Source organism: Actibacterium ureilyticum (assembly GCF_002285435.1).
Taxonomy (GTDB): Bacteria; Pseudomonadota; Alphaproteobacteria; order Rhodobacterales; family Rhodobacteraceae; genus Actibacterium_C; species Actibacterium_C ureilyticum.
On the sequence record NZ_NSBT01000038.1, the window covers coordinates 31,635 to 46,992 of the forward strand.

At 65.5% G+C, this 15,358-nt stretch carries 16 protein-coding genes; 12 read left to right on the forward strand and 4 right to left on the reverse strand.

Going from position 1 to position 15,358, the window contains the following annotated elements; all coding sequences use genetic code 11:
- The first annotated feature begins 81 nt into the window (after positions 1-81).
- Complete coding sequence (locus CLM60_RS19450; RefSeq protein ID WP_095590825.1) at positions 82-1,317, forward strand: urate hydroxylase PuuD; 1,236 nt, start codon at positions 82-84, stop codon at positions 1,315-1,317.
- On the opposite strand, the gene CLM60_RS19455 is transcribed toward CLM60_RS19450, so the two are convergent.
- Positions 1,314-2,426 (reverse strand): CaiB/BaiF CoA transferase family protein, encoded by a 1,113-nt coding sequence (locus CLM60_RS19455; RefSeq protein ID WP_095590826.1) that lies wholly within the window; start codon positions 2,424-2,426, stop codon positions 1,314-1,316. The two genes, CLM60_RS19450 and CLM60_RS19455, sit on opposite strands and share 4 nt — an antisense overlap.
- A gap of 347 nt (positions 2,427-2,773) precedes the next feature.
- On the opposite strand from CLM60_RS19455, the gene CLM60_RS21030 reads away from it, so the two are divergent.
- A complete protein-coding gene (locus CLM60_RS21030) occupies positions 2,774-2,944 on the forward strand; it encodes a hypothetical protein (protein WP_176473937.1) in 171 nt (56 codons plus the stop codon).
- Between the two features lie 205 nt (positions 2,945-3,149).
- Here CLM60_RS21030 and CLM60_RS19460 read toward each other — a convergent pair whose 3' ends face one another.
- A complete protein-coding gene (locus tag CLM60_RS19460; protein WP_095590827.1) occupies positions 3,150-3,353 on the reverse strand; it encodes a hypothetical protein in 204 nt (67 codons plus the stop codon).
- 172 nt (positions 3,354-3,525) lie between these two features.
- Between CLM60_RS19460 and CLM60_RS19465 the strand changes: the two genes are divergently transcribed.
- From CLM60_RS19465 to CLM60_RS19500, 8 genes are all read left to right on the forward strand, one after another.
- Positions 3,526-5,109 (forward strand): sensor histidine kinase, encoded by a 1,584-nt coding sequence (locus tag CLM60_RS19465; RefSeq protein WP_095590828.1) that lies wholly within the window; start codon positions 3,526-3,528, stop codon positions 5,107-5,109.
- Positions 5,106-5,783: a response regulator transcription factor gene (locus CLM60_RS19470; RefSeq protein ID WP_095590829.1), complete on the forward strand. Its 678-nt coding sequence runs from the start codon at positions 5,106-5,108 to the stop codon at positions 5,781-5,783. The genes CLM60_RS19465 and CLM60_RS19470 overlap by 4 nt, the downstream gene beginning before the upstream one ends.
- Before the next feature lie 121 nt (positions 5,784-5,904).
- Positions 5,905-6,000 (forward strand): pyrroloquinoline quinone precursor peptide PqqA, encoded by a 96-nt coding sequence (gene pqqA / locus CLM60_RS19475; RefSeq protein WP_036561101.1) that lies wholly within the window; start codon positions 5,905-5,907, stop codon positions 5,998-6,000.
- Between the two features lie 292 nt (positions 6,001-6,292).
- The gene (locus CLM60_RS19480) at positions 6,293-7,018 is read left to right on the forward strand and encodes a response regulator (protein ID WP_342745136.1); all 726 of its coding nucleotides are present in this window, start codon (positions 6,293-6,295) and stop codon (positions 7,016-7,018) included.
- 9 nt (positions 7,019-7,027) lie between these two features.
- On the forward strand, positions 7,028-8,188 hold the full coding sequence (locus tag CLM60_RS19485) for an FIST N-terminal domain-containing protein (RefSeq protein WP_095590830.1): 1,161 nt from the start codon (positions 7,028-7,030) through the stop codon (positions 8,186-8,188).
- Positions 8,185-10,422: a hybrid sensor histidine kinase/response regulator gene (locus tag CLM60_RS19490; protein WP_095590831.1), complete on the forward strand. Its 2,238-nt coding sequence runs from the start codon at positions 8,185-8,187 to the stop codon at positions 10,420-10,422. The genes CLM60_RS19485 and CLM60_RS19490 overlap by 4 nt, the downstream gene beginning before the upstream one ends.
- A gap of 46 nt (positions 10,423-10,468) precedes the next feature.
- Entirely contained in the window at positions 10,469-11,134 is a 666-nt protein-coding gene (locus CLM60_RS19495; RefSeq protein ID WP_095590832.1) for a hypothetical protein, read from the forward strand.
- Complete coding sequence (locus CLM60_RS19500) at positions 11,131-11,484, forward strand: hypothetical protein (protein WP_095590833.1); 354 nt, start codon at positions 11,131-11,133, stop codon at positions 11,482-11,484. The genes CLM60_RS19495 and CLM60_RS19500 overlap by 4 nt, the downstream gene beginning before the upstream one ends.
- Positions 11,485-11,488: 4 nt before the next feature.
- Here the strand turns inward: CLM60_RS19500 and CLM60_RS19505 are convergent, their stop codons facing one another.
- Positions 11,489-12,289 (reverse strand): quinoprotein dehydrogenase-associated SoxYZ-like carrier, encoded by an 801-nt coding sequence (locus CLM60_RS19505; RefSeq protein ID WP_095590834.1) that lies wholly within the window; start codon positions 12,287-12,289, stop codon positions 11,489-11,491.
- A 127-nt stretch (positions 12,290-12,416) separates the two neighbouring features.
- Here CLM60_RS19505 and CLM60_RS19510 point away from each other — a divergent pair, with 127 nt between their 5' ends.
- The gene (locus CLM60_RS19510) at positions 12,417-13,457 is read left to right on the forward strand and encodes a quinoprotein relay system zinc metallohydrolase 2 (RefSeq protein ID WP_095590835.1); all 1,041 of its coding nucleotides are present in this window, start codon (positions 12,417-12,419) and stop codon (positions 13,455-13,457) included.
- 3 nt (positions 13,458-13,460) lie between these two features.
- On the opposite strand, the gene CLM60_RS19515 is transcribed toward CLM60_RS19510, so the two are convergent.
- The gene (locus tag CLM60_RS19515; RefSeq protein ID WP_245848538.1) at positions 13,461-14,072 is read right to left on the reverse strand and encodes a hypothetical protein; all 612 of its coding nucleotides are present in this window, start codon (positions 14,070-14,072) and stop codon (positions 13,461-13,463) included.
- A 157-nt stretch (positions 14,073-14,229) separates the two neighbouring features.
- On the opposite strand from CLM60_RS19515, the gene CLM60_RS19520 reads away from it, so the two are divergent.
- Complete coding sequence (locus tag CLM60_RS19520; RefSeq protein ID WP_095590836.1) at positions 14,230-15,357, forward strand: S-(hydroxymethyl)glutathione dehydrogenase/class III alcohol dehydrogenase; 1,128 nt, start codon at positions 14,230-14,232, stop codon at positions 15,355-15,357.
- Position 15,358 lies beyond the last annotated feature (1 nt).

Genomic DNA, 15,358 nt, shown 5'->3' on the forward strand with positions numbered 1-15,358 from the left:
ACAGCTCGGCTCTTTTCGCTGATACAGGCGAAAGTGGCAATGGGCTAGAGCATGCAGGACAGCGGCGGAACGAGGGCGACGATGCAGGATCTTGCGATCATCTGGGATTGGGTCGGGTTTGCCGTGCGCTGGCTGCATGTGGTCGCGGCGATGGCGTGGATTGGCTCGTCCTTCTATTTCATCGCGCTGGACCTGGGCCTGCGACAGGCGCCCGATCTGCCCAAGGGCGCCCATGGCGAGGAATGGCAGGTCCACGGTGGCGGCTTCTATCACATCCGCAAATACCTGGTCGCGCCCGCGCAGATGCCCGAGCATCTGACCTGGTTCAAATGGGAAAGCTACACCACCTGGCTGTCGGGTGCGGCTTTGTTGATGGTCGTCTATTGGGCGGGGGCCGAACTGTACCTGATTGACCTGACCAAGATGGATCTGGCCCCGTGGCAGGCGATCGCGATTTCCGCCGGGTCGCTGACGATCGGCTGGCTGGTCTATGACCTGCTGTGCAAATCCGGCCTGTCGGCGCGGCCCACGTTCCTGATGGTGCTGCTGTTCGTGTTGCTGGTGGCGATGGGCTGGGGCTATAACCAGATCTTCACCGGCCGGGCGATGATGCTGCATCTGGGCGCGTTCACCGCCACGATCATGACCGCGAACGTGTTTTTCATCATCATGCCGAACCAGCGCATCGTGGTCGCGGACCTGAAATCCGGGCGCACCCCTGACGCGAAATACGGCAAGATCGCCAAGCTGCGGTCGACGCATAACAACTATCTGACGCTGCCGGTCGTGTTCCTGATGCTGTCGAACCATTATCCGCTGGCCTTTGCCACCGAATGGAACTGGCTGATCGCCGGGCTGGTCTTTCTGATGGGGGTGACGATCCGGCATTATTTCAACACCCGCCACGCACGCAAGGGCTCGCCCAACTGGACCTGGGCGGTGACGGCGGTGCTGTTCATCTGCATCATGTGGCTGTCGACCGCGCCGCTGCGCCAGGACAGCGTCGAGGCGTCCGAGGCGCGCGCCCTGACCCCGACCGAGCAACGCTTTGCCGCCGCAGACGGGTTCGACGACGTGGCGGGTATCGTGCCGGGGCGCTGTTCGATGTGCCACGCGCGCGAGCCGTTCTATGACGGGATCCGCCGCGCGCCCAAGGGGATCGTGCTGGAGACCCCCGCCGATATCGCCCGCGCCGCGCGGCAGGTTTACCTGCAGGCCGGGGTCAGCCACGCGATGCCGCCCGCCAATGTGACCTATATGGAGCCGGACGAGCGTCAGGCGATCATCCGCTGGTATCGCGCCGCCGGGCGCGGCTAGTTGCCGGATTTCGGCAGGATCGGCGCGCTGCGCTCGACCGCCAGTTCGGCATCTGAAAACCGCCACGGGCCCCGCAGGCCCGGCACCCCCTCGGGCGCGATGCGCAGGCCCCGCGCGGCGATCTGCGGGTCCTCCAGCGCCTGACCCACGGTGTTGATCGGCCCGGCGGGCACGCCCTGTGCCTCCAACGCCTGCAACAGATCGGCGGCCTGCCATTTTGACAGGCGCTCGGCCAGTTGCGGCACCAGCGCATCGCGGTTGGCCACACGGTCGGGGTTGGTGGCAAAGCGCGGGTCGTCGGCCAGCGCGTCGCAGTCCAGAACCTTGCACAGCTTGCGGAACTGCCCGTCATTGCCCACGGCGATGATCACATGCCCGTCGGCCACATCGAACACCTGATAGGGCACGATGTTCGGGTGCGCGTTGCCCTGTCGCGTGGGCGACTGCCCGGTCGCCAGATAATTCATGGTCTGGTTGGCCAGCATCGCGGTGGCACAATCGAACAGCGACATGTCGATCTGTTGCCCGCGCCCGGTGCGGTGGCGCTGTTCGACCGCCGCCAGAATGCCGATGGTGCCATAAAGCCCGGTCACCACGTCCGTGACGGCAACGCCCACCTTTTGCGGCTGGCCGTCAGCGGCGCCGGTGATCGACATCAGTCCCGACATGCCCTGCAACAGGTAATCGTAACCCGCGCGTTCCGCATATGGTCCCGTCTGGCCGAACCCGGTGATCGAGCAATAGATCAGCCGCGGGTTCAGCGCCGACAGGCTGGCATAGTCCAGCCCGTATTTTGCCAGCCCGCCCAGCTTGAAATTCTCGATTAGGATATCGGCGTCCTGAACCAGATCGCGCACGATCTGCTGGCCCTCGGGCGTGCGGAAATCGGCCACGACCGACCGCTTGCCCCGGTTGCAGGCATAGAAATAGGCCGCTGTCCGGTCGCCGTCCCGCTCGATGAACGGTGGGCCCCAATGGCGGGTGTCATCCCCCTGGGGCGCTTCGACCTTGATCACCTCGGCGCCCAGATCGGCCAGGGCCTGTCCGACCCAGGGGCCGGCCAGTATGCGCGCCAGTTCCACGACCTTGAGGCCTTCGAGCGGTTTCATCGCGGTGCCTTCCCGTTTGTTGCAGGCGCGAACTTACGCCGCGTTTGCAAGGGCTTGCAACCGAATCCGCCCCGGGCGCCGCAGAATCGGCCTGGCCCGTCCGCCGCTTTGGGCGTCAGCCGAAATGTGGCGGGATTGTGTCACGGCTTATCGGCATTAACCAAAAAGCCTGTAAATCGACACTTTTGCCATTTCTGCAACTTAAGGTTGTCACAAAAATTGCCGCAAAATGGCGGAGTTCGGTCCAGATTCCGCCGTGAATCCGTCACGGTGTTTGCACAATCATGAAAGGGCGTAACGATTGCCGAAGTTTCAAAAATAATGAAACCCTCAGAGAGGAACTCGCCATGACCACGCTTCTGCAAAAAGCCCGCGAAGGACGCACCAATGCCCTGGCCACCCGTGTCAGCATCGGTTCGGATGTGGATGCACGTACCCGCCTTGTGGCCCCGCGCCGCCGCCCCGAGGCCGTGTTCACCTCGTGCCGCGGCAACGGCGTTCTGTCTTTCCCGCTGTAAGTCGGGCTCTGTCACGTCAATTCGTTTTGCCCGGCTGCGCGATTGGCCGGGCCATCCCAGCCGACAGCCATCATGCGTCGCGTGTCGCCAACGGTCAGGGAACAGGATTTCGCCGGATCGCCGGTCCGGCCCGCAGCGGTCGGGAATGAACCGCCGCTGACTGCATCAGATAGGGGCGCGGCCCGATGGGGGCGCCCAGACGCGCTCAGACGTCCTTTTCGCCGGGGGCGAATGTGCGGCACTTCCAGCTGGCGATGCGCCAGTTCTGATGGGTGCTGACCCATTTGGCCAATTCCGGCTGTGCCCCGCGCACACATTGCATCGGCGTCACGTCCGTAAACAGCAGGGACTGTTTTTCGCAGGTATCCGGTGCGAAAGACAGGCAGGCAACAAAAGCAAGCTCGATCATCTGAACCTCGTGTCAATGCATACGTACGTCTTAGTGCCGAGGATGCCGCAAGACAGTCTATCTTAGAACGGTTGGCGGCAAACGGGGAAAGGCGAAATCCGGATTTGATACGAATTGTCGCACAAAATGCGGGCAACTGCCTGGAAGTTGATCTTTCTGCGATGCAGCGAAGATGAGCGCGCGGCTGTCCCTGTTGCGGGTCCGGCTGGGCGCCGCGGCGGCCCTGATGGGTGCGGTGACGCTGGCCGCGACCCTGTTGACGGTGACCGGCATGGCGCGGATCGGCGACCGGATCGGGGCCTCGATCGCGGCGGAACGGCGGATCGACAGCTATGCCACCCTGTCGACGCAGGTGTCGCAATTCCTGGTCATCGCGCTCGAGGCGGCGCAGACCGGCCTGCCGCAATCCCAGCGCGCGACGCGCATCGACCGGCTGTCGCAGGACATATCGCGGTCCTTCGCGCAGCTGCGCCGCGACAATGCCGAAGCCGTCGCCGCGGTGGGGCAGCTGGGCCTGGATGCGCAATCCCGCACCGCGACCCGCAGCCTGTTGATCGCCCGGATGGAGGCGCATTTCGGATCGGCGCGCGATGCGCTCATGGCCTCGGACATGACGGCCGAACAGCTGACCGCGTTCCTGAATGCGTTTTCCAGCGGGTTCGACCCGCAGCTGAACGCCGCCGTCACCGGCGAATTGCGCAGCCGTGAACTGATAATTGCCGATATCGCCCGGCTGCGCGGGCAACTGGTGCGCTGGGCGCTGCTGTTGGGCGGTGTGGGCGCGGTTCTGGCGGCGGCGGTCTATTTCGGGCTGGTCGGGCCGCAATTCCGGCGGCTGGATCTGTTGGCGGGTGCCGCGCGGCGGATCGGCCGGGGCGATTTCGCGATTGCGCTGCCCGATGGCGCCCGGGACGAGATCGGCGGCCTGTTCCGCGAAACCAACCGCGCCGCCCATGCGCTGGCGCAGCGCAAGGCGCAGGTGGATGCCGAATGGGCCGGGCTGCGCGACACGATTGCCGACCGGACCGAGGCCCTGCGCCAGGCCAATGCCGAACTGTCGCAGATCGACGAGAACCGGCGCCGCTTCTTCGCCGATGTCAGCCACGAGCTGCGCACGCCGCTGACCGTCATCCTGATGGAGGCACAGCTGGCCCGCAAGGCGGCGGGCGATCGCAGCGCCGCGTTGGAAACCATCGAACGGCGGGCGCTGCGGATGGGGCGGCGGATCGACGATCTGCTGCGGGTGGCGCGGTCGGAAAGCGGCGCGCTGGAGCTGGAGACCGCGGCGTTCGACCTGTCCCAGGCGGTGCGCGAGGCGGTGGTCGATGCGCGCGATCTGGCCAACAGCGCCGGAATGCAGGTGACGCTGGACGCCGAAACGCCCGTGAGTGCGCTGGGCGATGCCAACTGGATGCGGCAGGTGGTGACGGGGCTGATCGACAATGCGGTGCGCCACGCACGCGCGGGCCAAGCCGTGCAGGTCACCGTGCGACAGGGCGCGGATGTGGCCCGGGTGCAGGTGACCGACAACGGGCCCGGCATCGCCGTCACACCGCCCGAAGCGGTGTTCGAACGGTTCCGCAAGGGCCGCCCGGGCGAGGGGTTCGGCATCGGTCTGGCCTTGGCGAAATGGGTGATGCAGGCCCAGGGCGGACAGATCGCGGTGCAAAGCCCGGTGCCCGACGCCGACCGGATCGGCGATGCGCCGGGCACGCGGATCACCCTCTGCCTGCCCTTGGTCGAGGGGGCGGCATGACCACGGCGCCGCGCATCCTGATCGTCGATGACGACGCCGAGATCACATCGGTTCTGTCCCGCGCGCTGGCGCTGGATGGGTATGACACGGTCATCGCTCATCGCATCGACGACGCCCTGCAGCGGTTTCGCGCGGGCGATCTGGCCGCCGCCATCGTCGATGTCATGATCGGCAGCGACAGCGGGCTGGACCTGGTGCGGCGCGTCCGGGCCGAGGGCAACGCGACCCCGATCCTGATGCTCAGCGCCCTGGCCGAGGTCGCAGACCGTGCCGCCGGGCTGGAGGCCGGGGCGAATGACTATGTCGTCAAACCGTTTTCCTTCGACGAGCTTCTGGCGCGGCTCAAGGTTCAGCTCAGCCGCCCGCAAAAGCCTCGCACGCGGCTGGAGCGCGCCCGTTGGGCGGTGGTCGCACCGGGGCGCGAGGTGGTGCTGACCCAGCGGGAATTCGCGCTGTTGTCGGCGCTGGCCGCGCAGCCGGGTCAGGTCCATGCGCGCGCCGATCTGTTCCAGACGCTTTGGGCCGGGGCGGGCGCCAGTTCCGAGAATGTCGTCGATGTCTATGTCGGGTATCTGCGGCGCAAGCTGGACCCGATGAGTGATTTCGGTTTCCAGATCAAGACGCTTAGAAATCGCGGATTTCAGCTGGATGGCACCCCACCGGTCTTGGATTAACGCGCTGTTTGAAAAAGGTTTTTATTTTTTCTTAGAAGCTTTGGTTTGACGCGGCGGCATGACTGCGCGACCGTCGGGGGGCCTTGGATGAAATTATGTCAGAACCAGAGGAGAGCCTGACATGGCATGGACCAAACCGGCCATCCGCGAAATCGAATGCGGGATGGAAATCAACATGTACGGACCCGACGCCGACGATCACGGCGTGCTGTTCTAAGTAATCCCTACCGCGCGCCGGTCCGGCGCGCACCGATCGACTGCCAGAGCCGCGAGCGTTTGTTCGCGGCTCTGATTCCATCCGGGCACCCGGATGGCGGCTTAATCCATAAGTGGTACAGACCTTTTGCCCGATTGCCGTGCGGGTCGGGTTGGCACAGGCTGACCCTGCAGGCACGCGTTGCCGGACAGGGCCCGCGCCGGCGGTGCGTGGCCGTCTGGCCCATCGGGCGCGCGACGGCCTTGCCAGATTCGATTTCTTGCTGTTACCCTCCCCGGCGGGAGGAACTGTCATGATGCATCAAACGGTCGGGGCGTCGCCTTGCCGGGTTGAAGCAGTGCTGGTGATTGATGACCACCCTCTTTACGGAGAGGCTCTGGCATCAGCACTTTTCAATCTGTTCGACGGCTGCCAGGTCAAAACTGCAACTACATTAAGCGATGGGCTGAAACAGCTTGGGTCGTCATTCCGGCCCGATCTGGTCATGCTGGATCTGAAGCTGCCCGACGCGACGGGGATCAGCGGCTTTCTTCAGCTGCGCGAGAAGCTGCCCGATGTGCCGATCCTGGTGATCTCGTCGCTGGCCACCGGGGACGTGATCGCGGCGGTGATGGCGGCGGGGGCGGCGGGATTCGTGCCCAAGGATCTGCCGGTGCAGAAGCTGCGCGATGCGCTGTGCACCATCCGCAAGGGCGAACAATACCTGCCGCGGGGCTATGACACCGCGCCCGAGGCCGACCCCGAGGGCGGGGACGAGTTTCAGCAGGCCAGCCGCAAGATCGCCGCGCTGACGCCACAGCAGATGCGGATCATGAAGCTGATCTGTGCGGGCAAGGCGAACAAGCAGATCGCGTACGAGATGTCGCTGGCCGAAGCGACGGTCAAGGCGCATATCACCGCCCTGTTGCGGCGGCTGGGGGCGCAGAACCGCACCCAGGCGGCGATGATGATGGAAAGCGCCCGGTTGGATCCACCGATGCCCGGCGCCGCGCCCGCCCGCGCGGTTCAGGCGCACTAGGCCGGTGGGATGCTGACCCGTCCGGGCCATCATTCCAACGTGATCAGCCCAGCGGTGTCGCATGCCAGCGACGCCGCGACCGCCGTGGCCGAGCTGGCCGCGCAGATCGACCCGGACGAGATCTGTTTCCTGCTGGTCTTTGTGCCGGTCGGGCTGGATCGGGACCGGCTGGCGGCCGAGATGCTGTCGCAATTCGCGGGCATCCCGGTTTTCGGCTGTACCGCGGCGGGGCAGATCACGCCCCAGGGGTATGACAGCAGCGCGCTTCTGGCGATCGGGTTCTCGCGCGCTCATTTCCGGTGCGCGTCGATGCTGATCTCGCCGCTGAAGCCGTTTTCGATCAAGGACGTGTCGGACCAGGCCCGCAAGCTGGCGGGGGATTTCCACAAGACCGCGCATTGGAACCGGCTTGGGCTGGTGCTGGCCGACGGGACCTCGAAACAAGAGGACATCCTGGCCGCCACCCTGGCCACGGCGCTGAACGACATCCCGGTCTTTGGCGGTTCGGCCAGTGACGGGCTGGAATTCCGCGAGACGCTGATCCTGCATGGTGGGCGGTTTCATCCCAATGCCGCGCTGCTGATCCTGCTGGATACGGATATGGAATTCCGCGGGCTGGGCTTCGATCACTTTCAGCCCACCGATACCCAGATGGTCGTGACCGATGCGGTGCCCGACGAACGGCTTGTGCTGGAAATCAACGGCACATCGGCGGCCCGGGAATATGCCCGGATGGTCGGCTGCGCGGTCGAGGATCTGTCGGCCGAGATCTTTGCCGAAAACCCGGTTCTGGTGCGCAACAACGCGCTTTACCATGTGCGCTCGATCAAAGAGGTCCATCCCGATGGCACGTTGTCGCTGATCTCGGCCATCGATGTGGGGCTGTTGCTGACGCTGGGCAAGGGACAGGAGATCCTGCGCACCCTGGCGGACGAGCTGTGCGTGACCGACGCCGCCGGCCATGCGCCGGAATTCATCCTTGGCTTCGACTGTATTCTTCGGCGGCTCGAGATCGACCAGAAACAGCTGGGCGCCGAGGTGTCGCAGCTGATGCGCCAGGCCCGCGTGCTGGGCTTCAACACCTATGGCGAACAGCATTGCGGCGTGCATGTGAACCAGACCTTTGTCGGCGTCGCGTTCTTTCCGCCGCAGCAGAGGGCGCTGCATTGATCGACCCCGACGATCCGCTGGAGCTTCAGGTTGCCAAGCAGGCCAAGATCATCCAGGCCCTTGTCAGCCGCGCCGGGCGCCAGAACGAGATCGGCGACAGCGGCTATGCCGCGTTCCAGTCGGCCATTGCCCTGCAGGGCGAGATCTGGGCCAAGACCCGCGATCTGGAACGGGCGTCGAACGAATTGCAGAGCCTGCGCGAGGAACGCAAGCGCACGCAGAAAAACCTGACCGACGCCCTGTCGGTAATGGAGGGCGGCTTTGCCCTGTTCGCCGACGGGCGGTTGCAGCTGTTCAACGAGCTGTTCCAGACCCTGTTGCCGGATCTCAGCGACCGTATTCGGCCCGGGTTGGACGTAACGGGGTATTTCGCGCTGTTGACCGGCAGCCGCCATCTGGTCAGCGGACAGGCCACGCTGCGCGCGGCGGGCGAACTGGCGCGGGCGCCACTGGCCGGAAGCGGCCGTCTGCCGACGCCGGTGATCGAACTGGACGGGGATCGCTGGTTCCAGCTCAGCCTGCAATCCAGCAGCTCTGACAGCCTGATCATCCTGCTGACCGAAATCACCGGCATCGTGCGCCAGAACCGGTCCGAGAAAGACACGCTGATCGACCGACAGGCCGATTACATGCAGGCCGCGTTCAACAACATGAGCGTGGGCATCGCCACCTTTTCCGCGCGCGGCACCTTGCGGGTGCATAACGACCGGTTCCGCGACCTGCTGCAGATCCCACGGCACCTGTTGCAGGCCGGGACGCGCTTTGCCCAGATCGTCGATTGCGTGCGCGATACCTGTCTGGCCGATCCCGATCAGATGGGCGGCATTCAGCGCTGGCGCGAGGTGCTGCAAAACGACGAGGCCGTGCGCGAACGCCTGACCCATGTGTCGGGCGCGATCCTGGACATTCACCTGGACCGGATGCCCGACCGGGGGTTTCTGGTGAACATCACCGATGCCACGCTCGAGGCGCGCACGACCCAGTTGCTGGAACAGCGCGTGCGCGAACGGACATCGGAACTGACCGAGGCCAACCGCCGCCTGACCGAACAAAGCCGCAAACAGGCCCGTGTCGAAGAAGAGCTGCGCCTGGCCAAGGAAACGGCCGAGGCGGCGGTCTCGTCCAAGACGCGGTTCCTGGCGGCGGCCAGCCACGATCTGTTGCAGCCGGTGAATGCCGCGAAGCTGCTGATCTCGACCCTGTCGGACCAGTCGCGCGGCAGCGCGGTGGCGGGGCTGGTCGAGCGGCTCGAAGGATCGTTCAACTCGATCGAGACATTGCTGCACGCGCTGCTGGACATCTCGCGGCTGGAAAGCACCGGCACCGATCTGTCGCCCAGCGAATTCTGCCTGGGCCCGCTGATGCGCACGGTGATCGAGGACCAGTTGCCCATGGCGCAGAAAAAAGGGGTCCGGCTGGATGTCGTGCCCTCGTCGCTATGGGTGCGCTCGGACCAGCGCTATCTGATGCGGTCGGTGCAGAACCTGGTGGTGAACGCCATTCAATACACCGAAAACGGCCGGGTTCTGGTCGGCTGCCGGCGGTGCGGCGATGCTGTCCGGCTGGAGGTGTGGGACACCGGCATCGGCATTTCGCTGAAGGATCAGAAACGCGTGTTCGATGAATTCACCCGCGCCGACAACGTGCCGCCGGGATCGGGCATGGGGCTGGGCCTGTCGATTGTGGACCGCACCTGTCGTCATCTGGGCCACACGGTGCGGGTCCGGTCCAAACCGGGCGTCGGGTCGATCTTTTCCATCGAAATGGCGGTGGTGGTGGCCGCGCGTCAGGATCCCCCGCGCCCCGAGGCCACGCAGCCCGCGACCGAGGATGGCTGCGACGGGCGGCTGGTGCTGGTGATCGAAAACGACCCCGATGTATTGTTCGCCACGGTGCAAAAGCTGGAAAGCTGGGGCGCCAGCGTGTTCGGCACGCGCGCAACCGACGAGGCGTTGCAGATCGTGCGCGATATCGGCATCGCGCCGGATATCATCCTGGCCGACTATCAGCTGGACGGCACCGATACCGGGGTCAAGGCGATCTGCGGGGTGCGCCAGACCGCCGGGGTCGAGGTGCCCGCCGTGCTGATCACCGCCAACCGCAACCCCGAACTGGCGACGATGGCGCAGCATCACGGCTTCAGCGTGATGACCAAACCGGTGGACCTGACCCGGCTGCGGCGCCAGATCGCGGGGGTGCCCGGCCAGTCCGGCACCGACAAAAGTATCGAATGACACCAACCGGGCGCGGCCTAGACTTTGCCGCAAGAGGAGGATCGCGATGAAAATCATGCTCGCCATTGCCTGTGCCGCAAGCCTGTGGGTCGCCCCAGTCGCGGCGGGCACAACCGGGGCCCAGGAAACCTATGACCTGCTGTTTCGCGACGGCACGCTGGATGCGTTGCCCCGGGAAAGCCGTCTGGTCTATGCCCGCGATGTCACCAACAGCCGCGCGCCCGACAATGCCGAGCGCAATACCGGGCGGATCGAGCTGACGATTGATGGCAGCGACGACATGGCCCGGCTGCGGTTCCATCAGGGCGAGTCGTTTCGCAACATGGGCAGCTTTCCCGCCAGCGTCGGCAACCCGATGATCATGGTCTTTGTCGAAAGCGTGGTGCGCGACATGGCCGAAACCGCGGGTGGCAGCCCGTTTTATATCCGCAACCGCGTGAAAGAGGCGCTGGTCCGCCCGGCCGAGACCGAAGAGGTCAGCATCGAATATGGCGGTGCGACCATCGCGGGCCAATCCGTCACCCTGCATCCTTTCGACGGCGATCCGAACGCCGCGCGCATGTCGGGCTTTGGCGATCTGGCGCTGACGGTGACCATGTCCGACCAGGTGCCGGGCTGGTATCATTCGCTGCGCGCGCAGGTGCCGGGCGATGACGGTACGCCGCTCTATCAATCCACCACCACCTTCGACACGGTCGAGGCCGGTCAATGATCCGCGCGGCGCTGGTGCTGGGGCTGATGGCGGGTGCGGCCGCCGCGCAAAGCGTGGAACAGCGCCTGAACGACTATCCCACCGCCGCGCGCGCCGATTATGTCTTTGGCTGCATGGCGGTGAACGGGCGCGGGCGGGACGTGCTGGAAAAATGCGCCTGTTCGATCGACACCATCGCGTCGATCCTGCCCTATGACGCCTATATGCAGGCCGAAACCGTTCTGTCGCTGCGGCTGACGGGGGGCGAGCGCATGTCGATCTTTCGCACCGCCGCGTCGGCCAATGCGCTGGTGGCCGACCTGCGCCGCGCCCAGGCCGAGGCCGAGATCATCTGTTTTCAGGGCCAGTAGGCGCTCAGCTTTCGGCGTCCTTCGGCAGGGTCCGTTCAAAGACATTGCCCTCGGTATCGCGCGCCCGCACGGTCAGCGCCGGGGCGCCGTTATCGGTATAGGAAAACCGAAACACCGGGTTTTCACTGACCGAGATGCCGCCGGTCATGGTGAACAGCAGATCGTCGCCCTGCCGCACCTCGAGCTCGTCGATGAAATGGGCGTTGATGAACAGCTGGGTGATCTGATCGCGTTGCAGGCCCGAGTAATTGGGATGCCGGATCATGATCTGCGCATCGCGGCGCGGGGTCGACTGGTTGTCGGCGCCGAAATGTTTCAGCTGCATCTGCCCCATGGATGCCAGCGCCAGTTCCGGGTCGCGCGTGGCCGGGGCCGAACACCCGCCCGAGGCCTTGACGAACCGCCCGGTCATGAAGGTGCCATCGGGCGTGTCGGCCAGCACCCGCACGTTGGAATACTGGTTGACGCGCACCCGCATCTCCAGCTCCAGCGGGGCCATGGCGGGGCCGAATGCGAACTCGGCGGCCAGCGGGGCGGGGTTTTCGTCGATCACCACCTTGGCGCCGGTGATCGTGGCGGTGCCGTCGGTCTGGCGGATCACCAGCGGGACCGTCGCGGCGTCATGCGCGCGATAGGGCGCGTCGACCCGCAGCAGCCCGCTGCCGTCCTGAAGCGTGGTGTCGCCGGTGATGTCGTATTGCAGATCCTGCCAGGTCGGGCTGTCGGTCAGAGGGTTCTCGACCCCCTGTGACAGGGCGGGTCCGGCCAACAGCGCGGCTAGGGCCAACAGGCGGAATTCCTTCATGACGCGCCTCCTCTCGCAGCATGACAGGGGTGTATTATATGCCGAAAAGGGCCGATTTTCCCTATAATCTTTTGTCTGTGTTCCGTTCACGATCCCGTGCGGGGACAGTGCGGGCAAAGGATCTAAGATGTTCGAAGCCCTGCTTTCCCTTTGTCTGGCCGCCGATCCGTCCGCCTGCCGCGACACGCTGCTGCCGGGGATCGTGGCCACAAGCCACGCGGCCTGTGTCGACGCGCTGGCCAGCCGCCCGCCGGATGCGCCCCCCGCCGGGACCGTGGCGCAGGGCGCGCCGTTCTGCGCCCCCGCGCAGCCGGGTCTGTCGCTGGTTCAGGTCGCGCCGGGCGTCTTTGTTCATATGGGCCAGATCGCCGAGCCCGATGCCGCGAATGGCGGCGATGTCGCCAATCTGGGCGTCGTGATCGGTGACCGGTCGGTCGCGGTGATCGACGCGGGCAGCGCCCGCTGGGTGGCCGAGGATTTGCGGCGCGCGATCCGCGCCCGCACGGATCTGCCGGTCAGCCACCTGATCCTGACGCATATGCATCCCGACCACGTTCTGGGCGCGGCATTCTTTGCCGATGCCGGGGCGACGGTGGTGGGGCACGCGGGGCTGGATCGCGCGCTGGCGGACCGTCAGCAGAACTATTCCGAAAGCCTGTCGCGCCTGCTGGGGGCGGATCGGTTTCTGGGCAGCGGGACCGCCCCGGTCGATGTCGCGGTGACGGACCGCGCGGAACTGGATCTGGGAGGGCGCGTGCTGCAGCTGCGGGCCTGGCCGCGCGCCCATACCCGCACGGATCTGACGGTTTTCGATGCCCAGACGGGGGTGTTTTTTGCCGGGGACCTGGTGTTCGAACGCCATATCCCGGCGCTGGACGGATCGCTGCGCGGCTGGCAGGCGGTGCTGGCGCAGATGGCCGATCTGCCGGTCACGGCGCTGGTGCCCGGTCATGGCGGGCCGGTGCTGGACTGGCCGGATGGCGCGGCGCCGATGCTGCGCTATCTGGATGTGCTGGTCGCCGATACCAGGACCGCGCTGGATCAGGGCGAGCGGCTGGGCGATGCGGTCGGCCAGATCGCCGCGTCCGAGGCGCCGCATTGGGCGCTTTTCGATGCGTTCAATGCGCGCAATGCCACCGTGGCTTTTACCGAGCTGGAATGGGAATGACCCCTAGCCGCCGGTCGCCTGGATCAGCATCTGCGCCACGCCGAACAGCCGCTTTTCCAGCAATACCGGCGTTTCGCAGACATAGGTCAGCGAGCGTTGGCGATCCTGATAGATCCGCTCGTCCCAGTCGATCTGCGCCTCGATCTCGTCGGCGGCATCGTAATCGGGCGGCTCGGCGGCCAGCGCCGCATCGAAGCTCTGGCGCTTGGCCTCGATCTGTTCCGAAAGCCGGATCTGTTCCAGCGAATAGTCCCCGATCCCCCTGATGATCGCCGTGCGCGTGCGCGACAGCCGGGTAAAGACCCGGTCGAACACCTGACCCAACAGCGCGGGATCGGACCCGTGGCTGGTGACGAACCGGTCGATCTCTGGCTGGATCTCGGCAAGCTCCAGCCGGCGCAGCGACAGCCGCTCGGACAGGTCGCGCACATCGTCCAGCGTCGCCGCGTCCAGGGTCATCTCGGTGATCGGATGCGGCCACATCAGCCCGGGCGACAGGGTTTCGACCTTGCGCTGGACACAAGGCCAGGTCGGGTCGGAAAAATCGGCGGCCCAGCCGGCCGCGCCCATCGCCAAACACAGCCCCGCGCCGCGCAGCAGATCCGCCAGCCGCATGATTCCCTCCGTTGCCTTTGCCCGCATCGGTCCAGTTGGCGCGGCGGGCGTCAAACGGACAATACCAACCATTGTATGCGTTGTCGCGGGGACGCGGCCCGACCCATACTTCGGGGTGAAGACGGCAAAAGCTGCCTGTCCAAGGGAGGATTACGATTTGCGTACACGCGCTGCGGTCGCGCTCGAAGCGGGCAAGCCGCTTGAAGTCATGGAAATCAACCTGCAGGGTCCCCAGCCTGGCGAGGTTCTGGTCGAGATCAAGGCGACGGGGATTTGTCATACGGATGAATTCACGCTGTCGGGCGCCGACCCCGAGGGGGTGTTCCCGGCGATCCTGGGCCATGAGGGCGCAGGCGTGGTGTTGGAGGTTGGTGCGGGTGTGACCAGCGTCGCGCCGGGCGACCATGTGATCCCGCTTTATACGCCGGAATGCCGGGCCTGCCCGTCCTGCCTGAGCCAGAAAACCAACCTGTGTACAGCGATCCGCTCGACCCAGGGGCAGGGGCTGATGCCCGACGGGACCTCGCGGTTCTCAACCCTCGATGGCGACCCGATCCTGCATTACATGGGCTGCTCGACCTTCGCCAATCACACGGTCCTGCCCGAGATCGCGGTGGCCAAGGTGCGGCCCGACGCGCCCTTCGACAAGATCTGTTACATCGGCTGCGGCGTGACCACGGGCATCGGCGCGGTGATCAACACCGCCAAGGTCGAAATCGGCGCCAAGGCGGTGGTGTTCGGGCTGGGCGGCATCGGTCTGAACGTGCTGCAGGGGCTGCGGCTGGCAGGCGCGGACATGATCATCGGCGTCGATCTGAACGACGACAAGAAGGCCATGGCCGAGCATTTCGGGATGACGCATTTCATCAACCCGAAGAATTGCGAGAACGTGGTGCAAGAGATCGTGGAGCTGACCAAGACGCCCTTCGATCAGATCGGCGGGGCGGATTATTCGTTCGACTGCACCGGCAATGTGAAGGTGATGCGCGACGCGCTGGAATGCACCCATCGCGGCTGGGGCCAGTCGATCATCATCGGCGTGGCGCCCGCAGGGGCCGAGATCGCGACGCGCCCGTTCCAGCTGGTGACGGGGCGGGTGTGGAAAGGCACCGCCTTTGGCGGCGCGCGGGGCCGGACGGATGTGCCGCAGATCGTCGACTGGTACATGGATGGCAAGATCGAGATCGACCCGATGATCACCCACACCCTGAGCCTCGACGACATCAACAAGGGCTTCGACCTGATGCATGCGGGCGAATCCATCCGAAGCGTCGTGGTGTATTGAT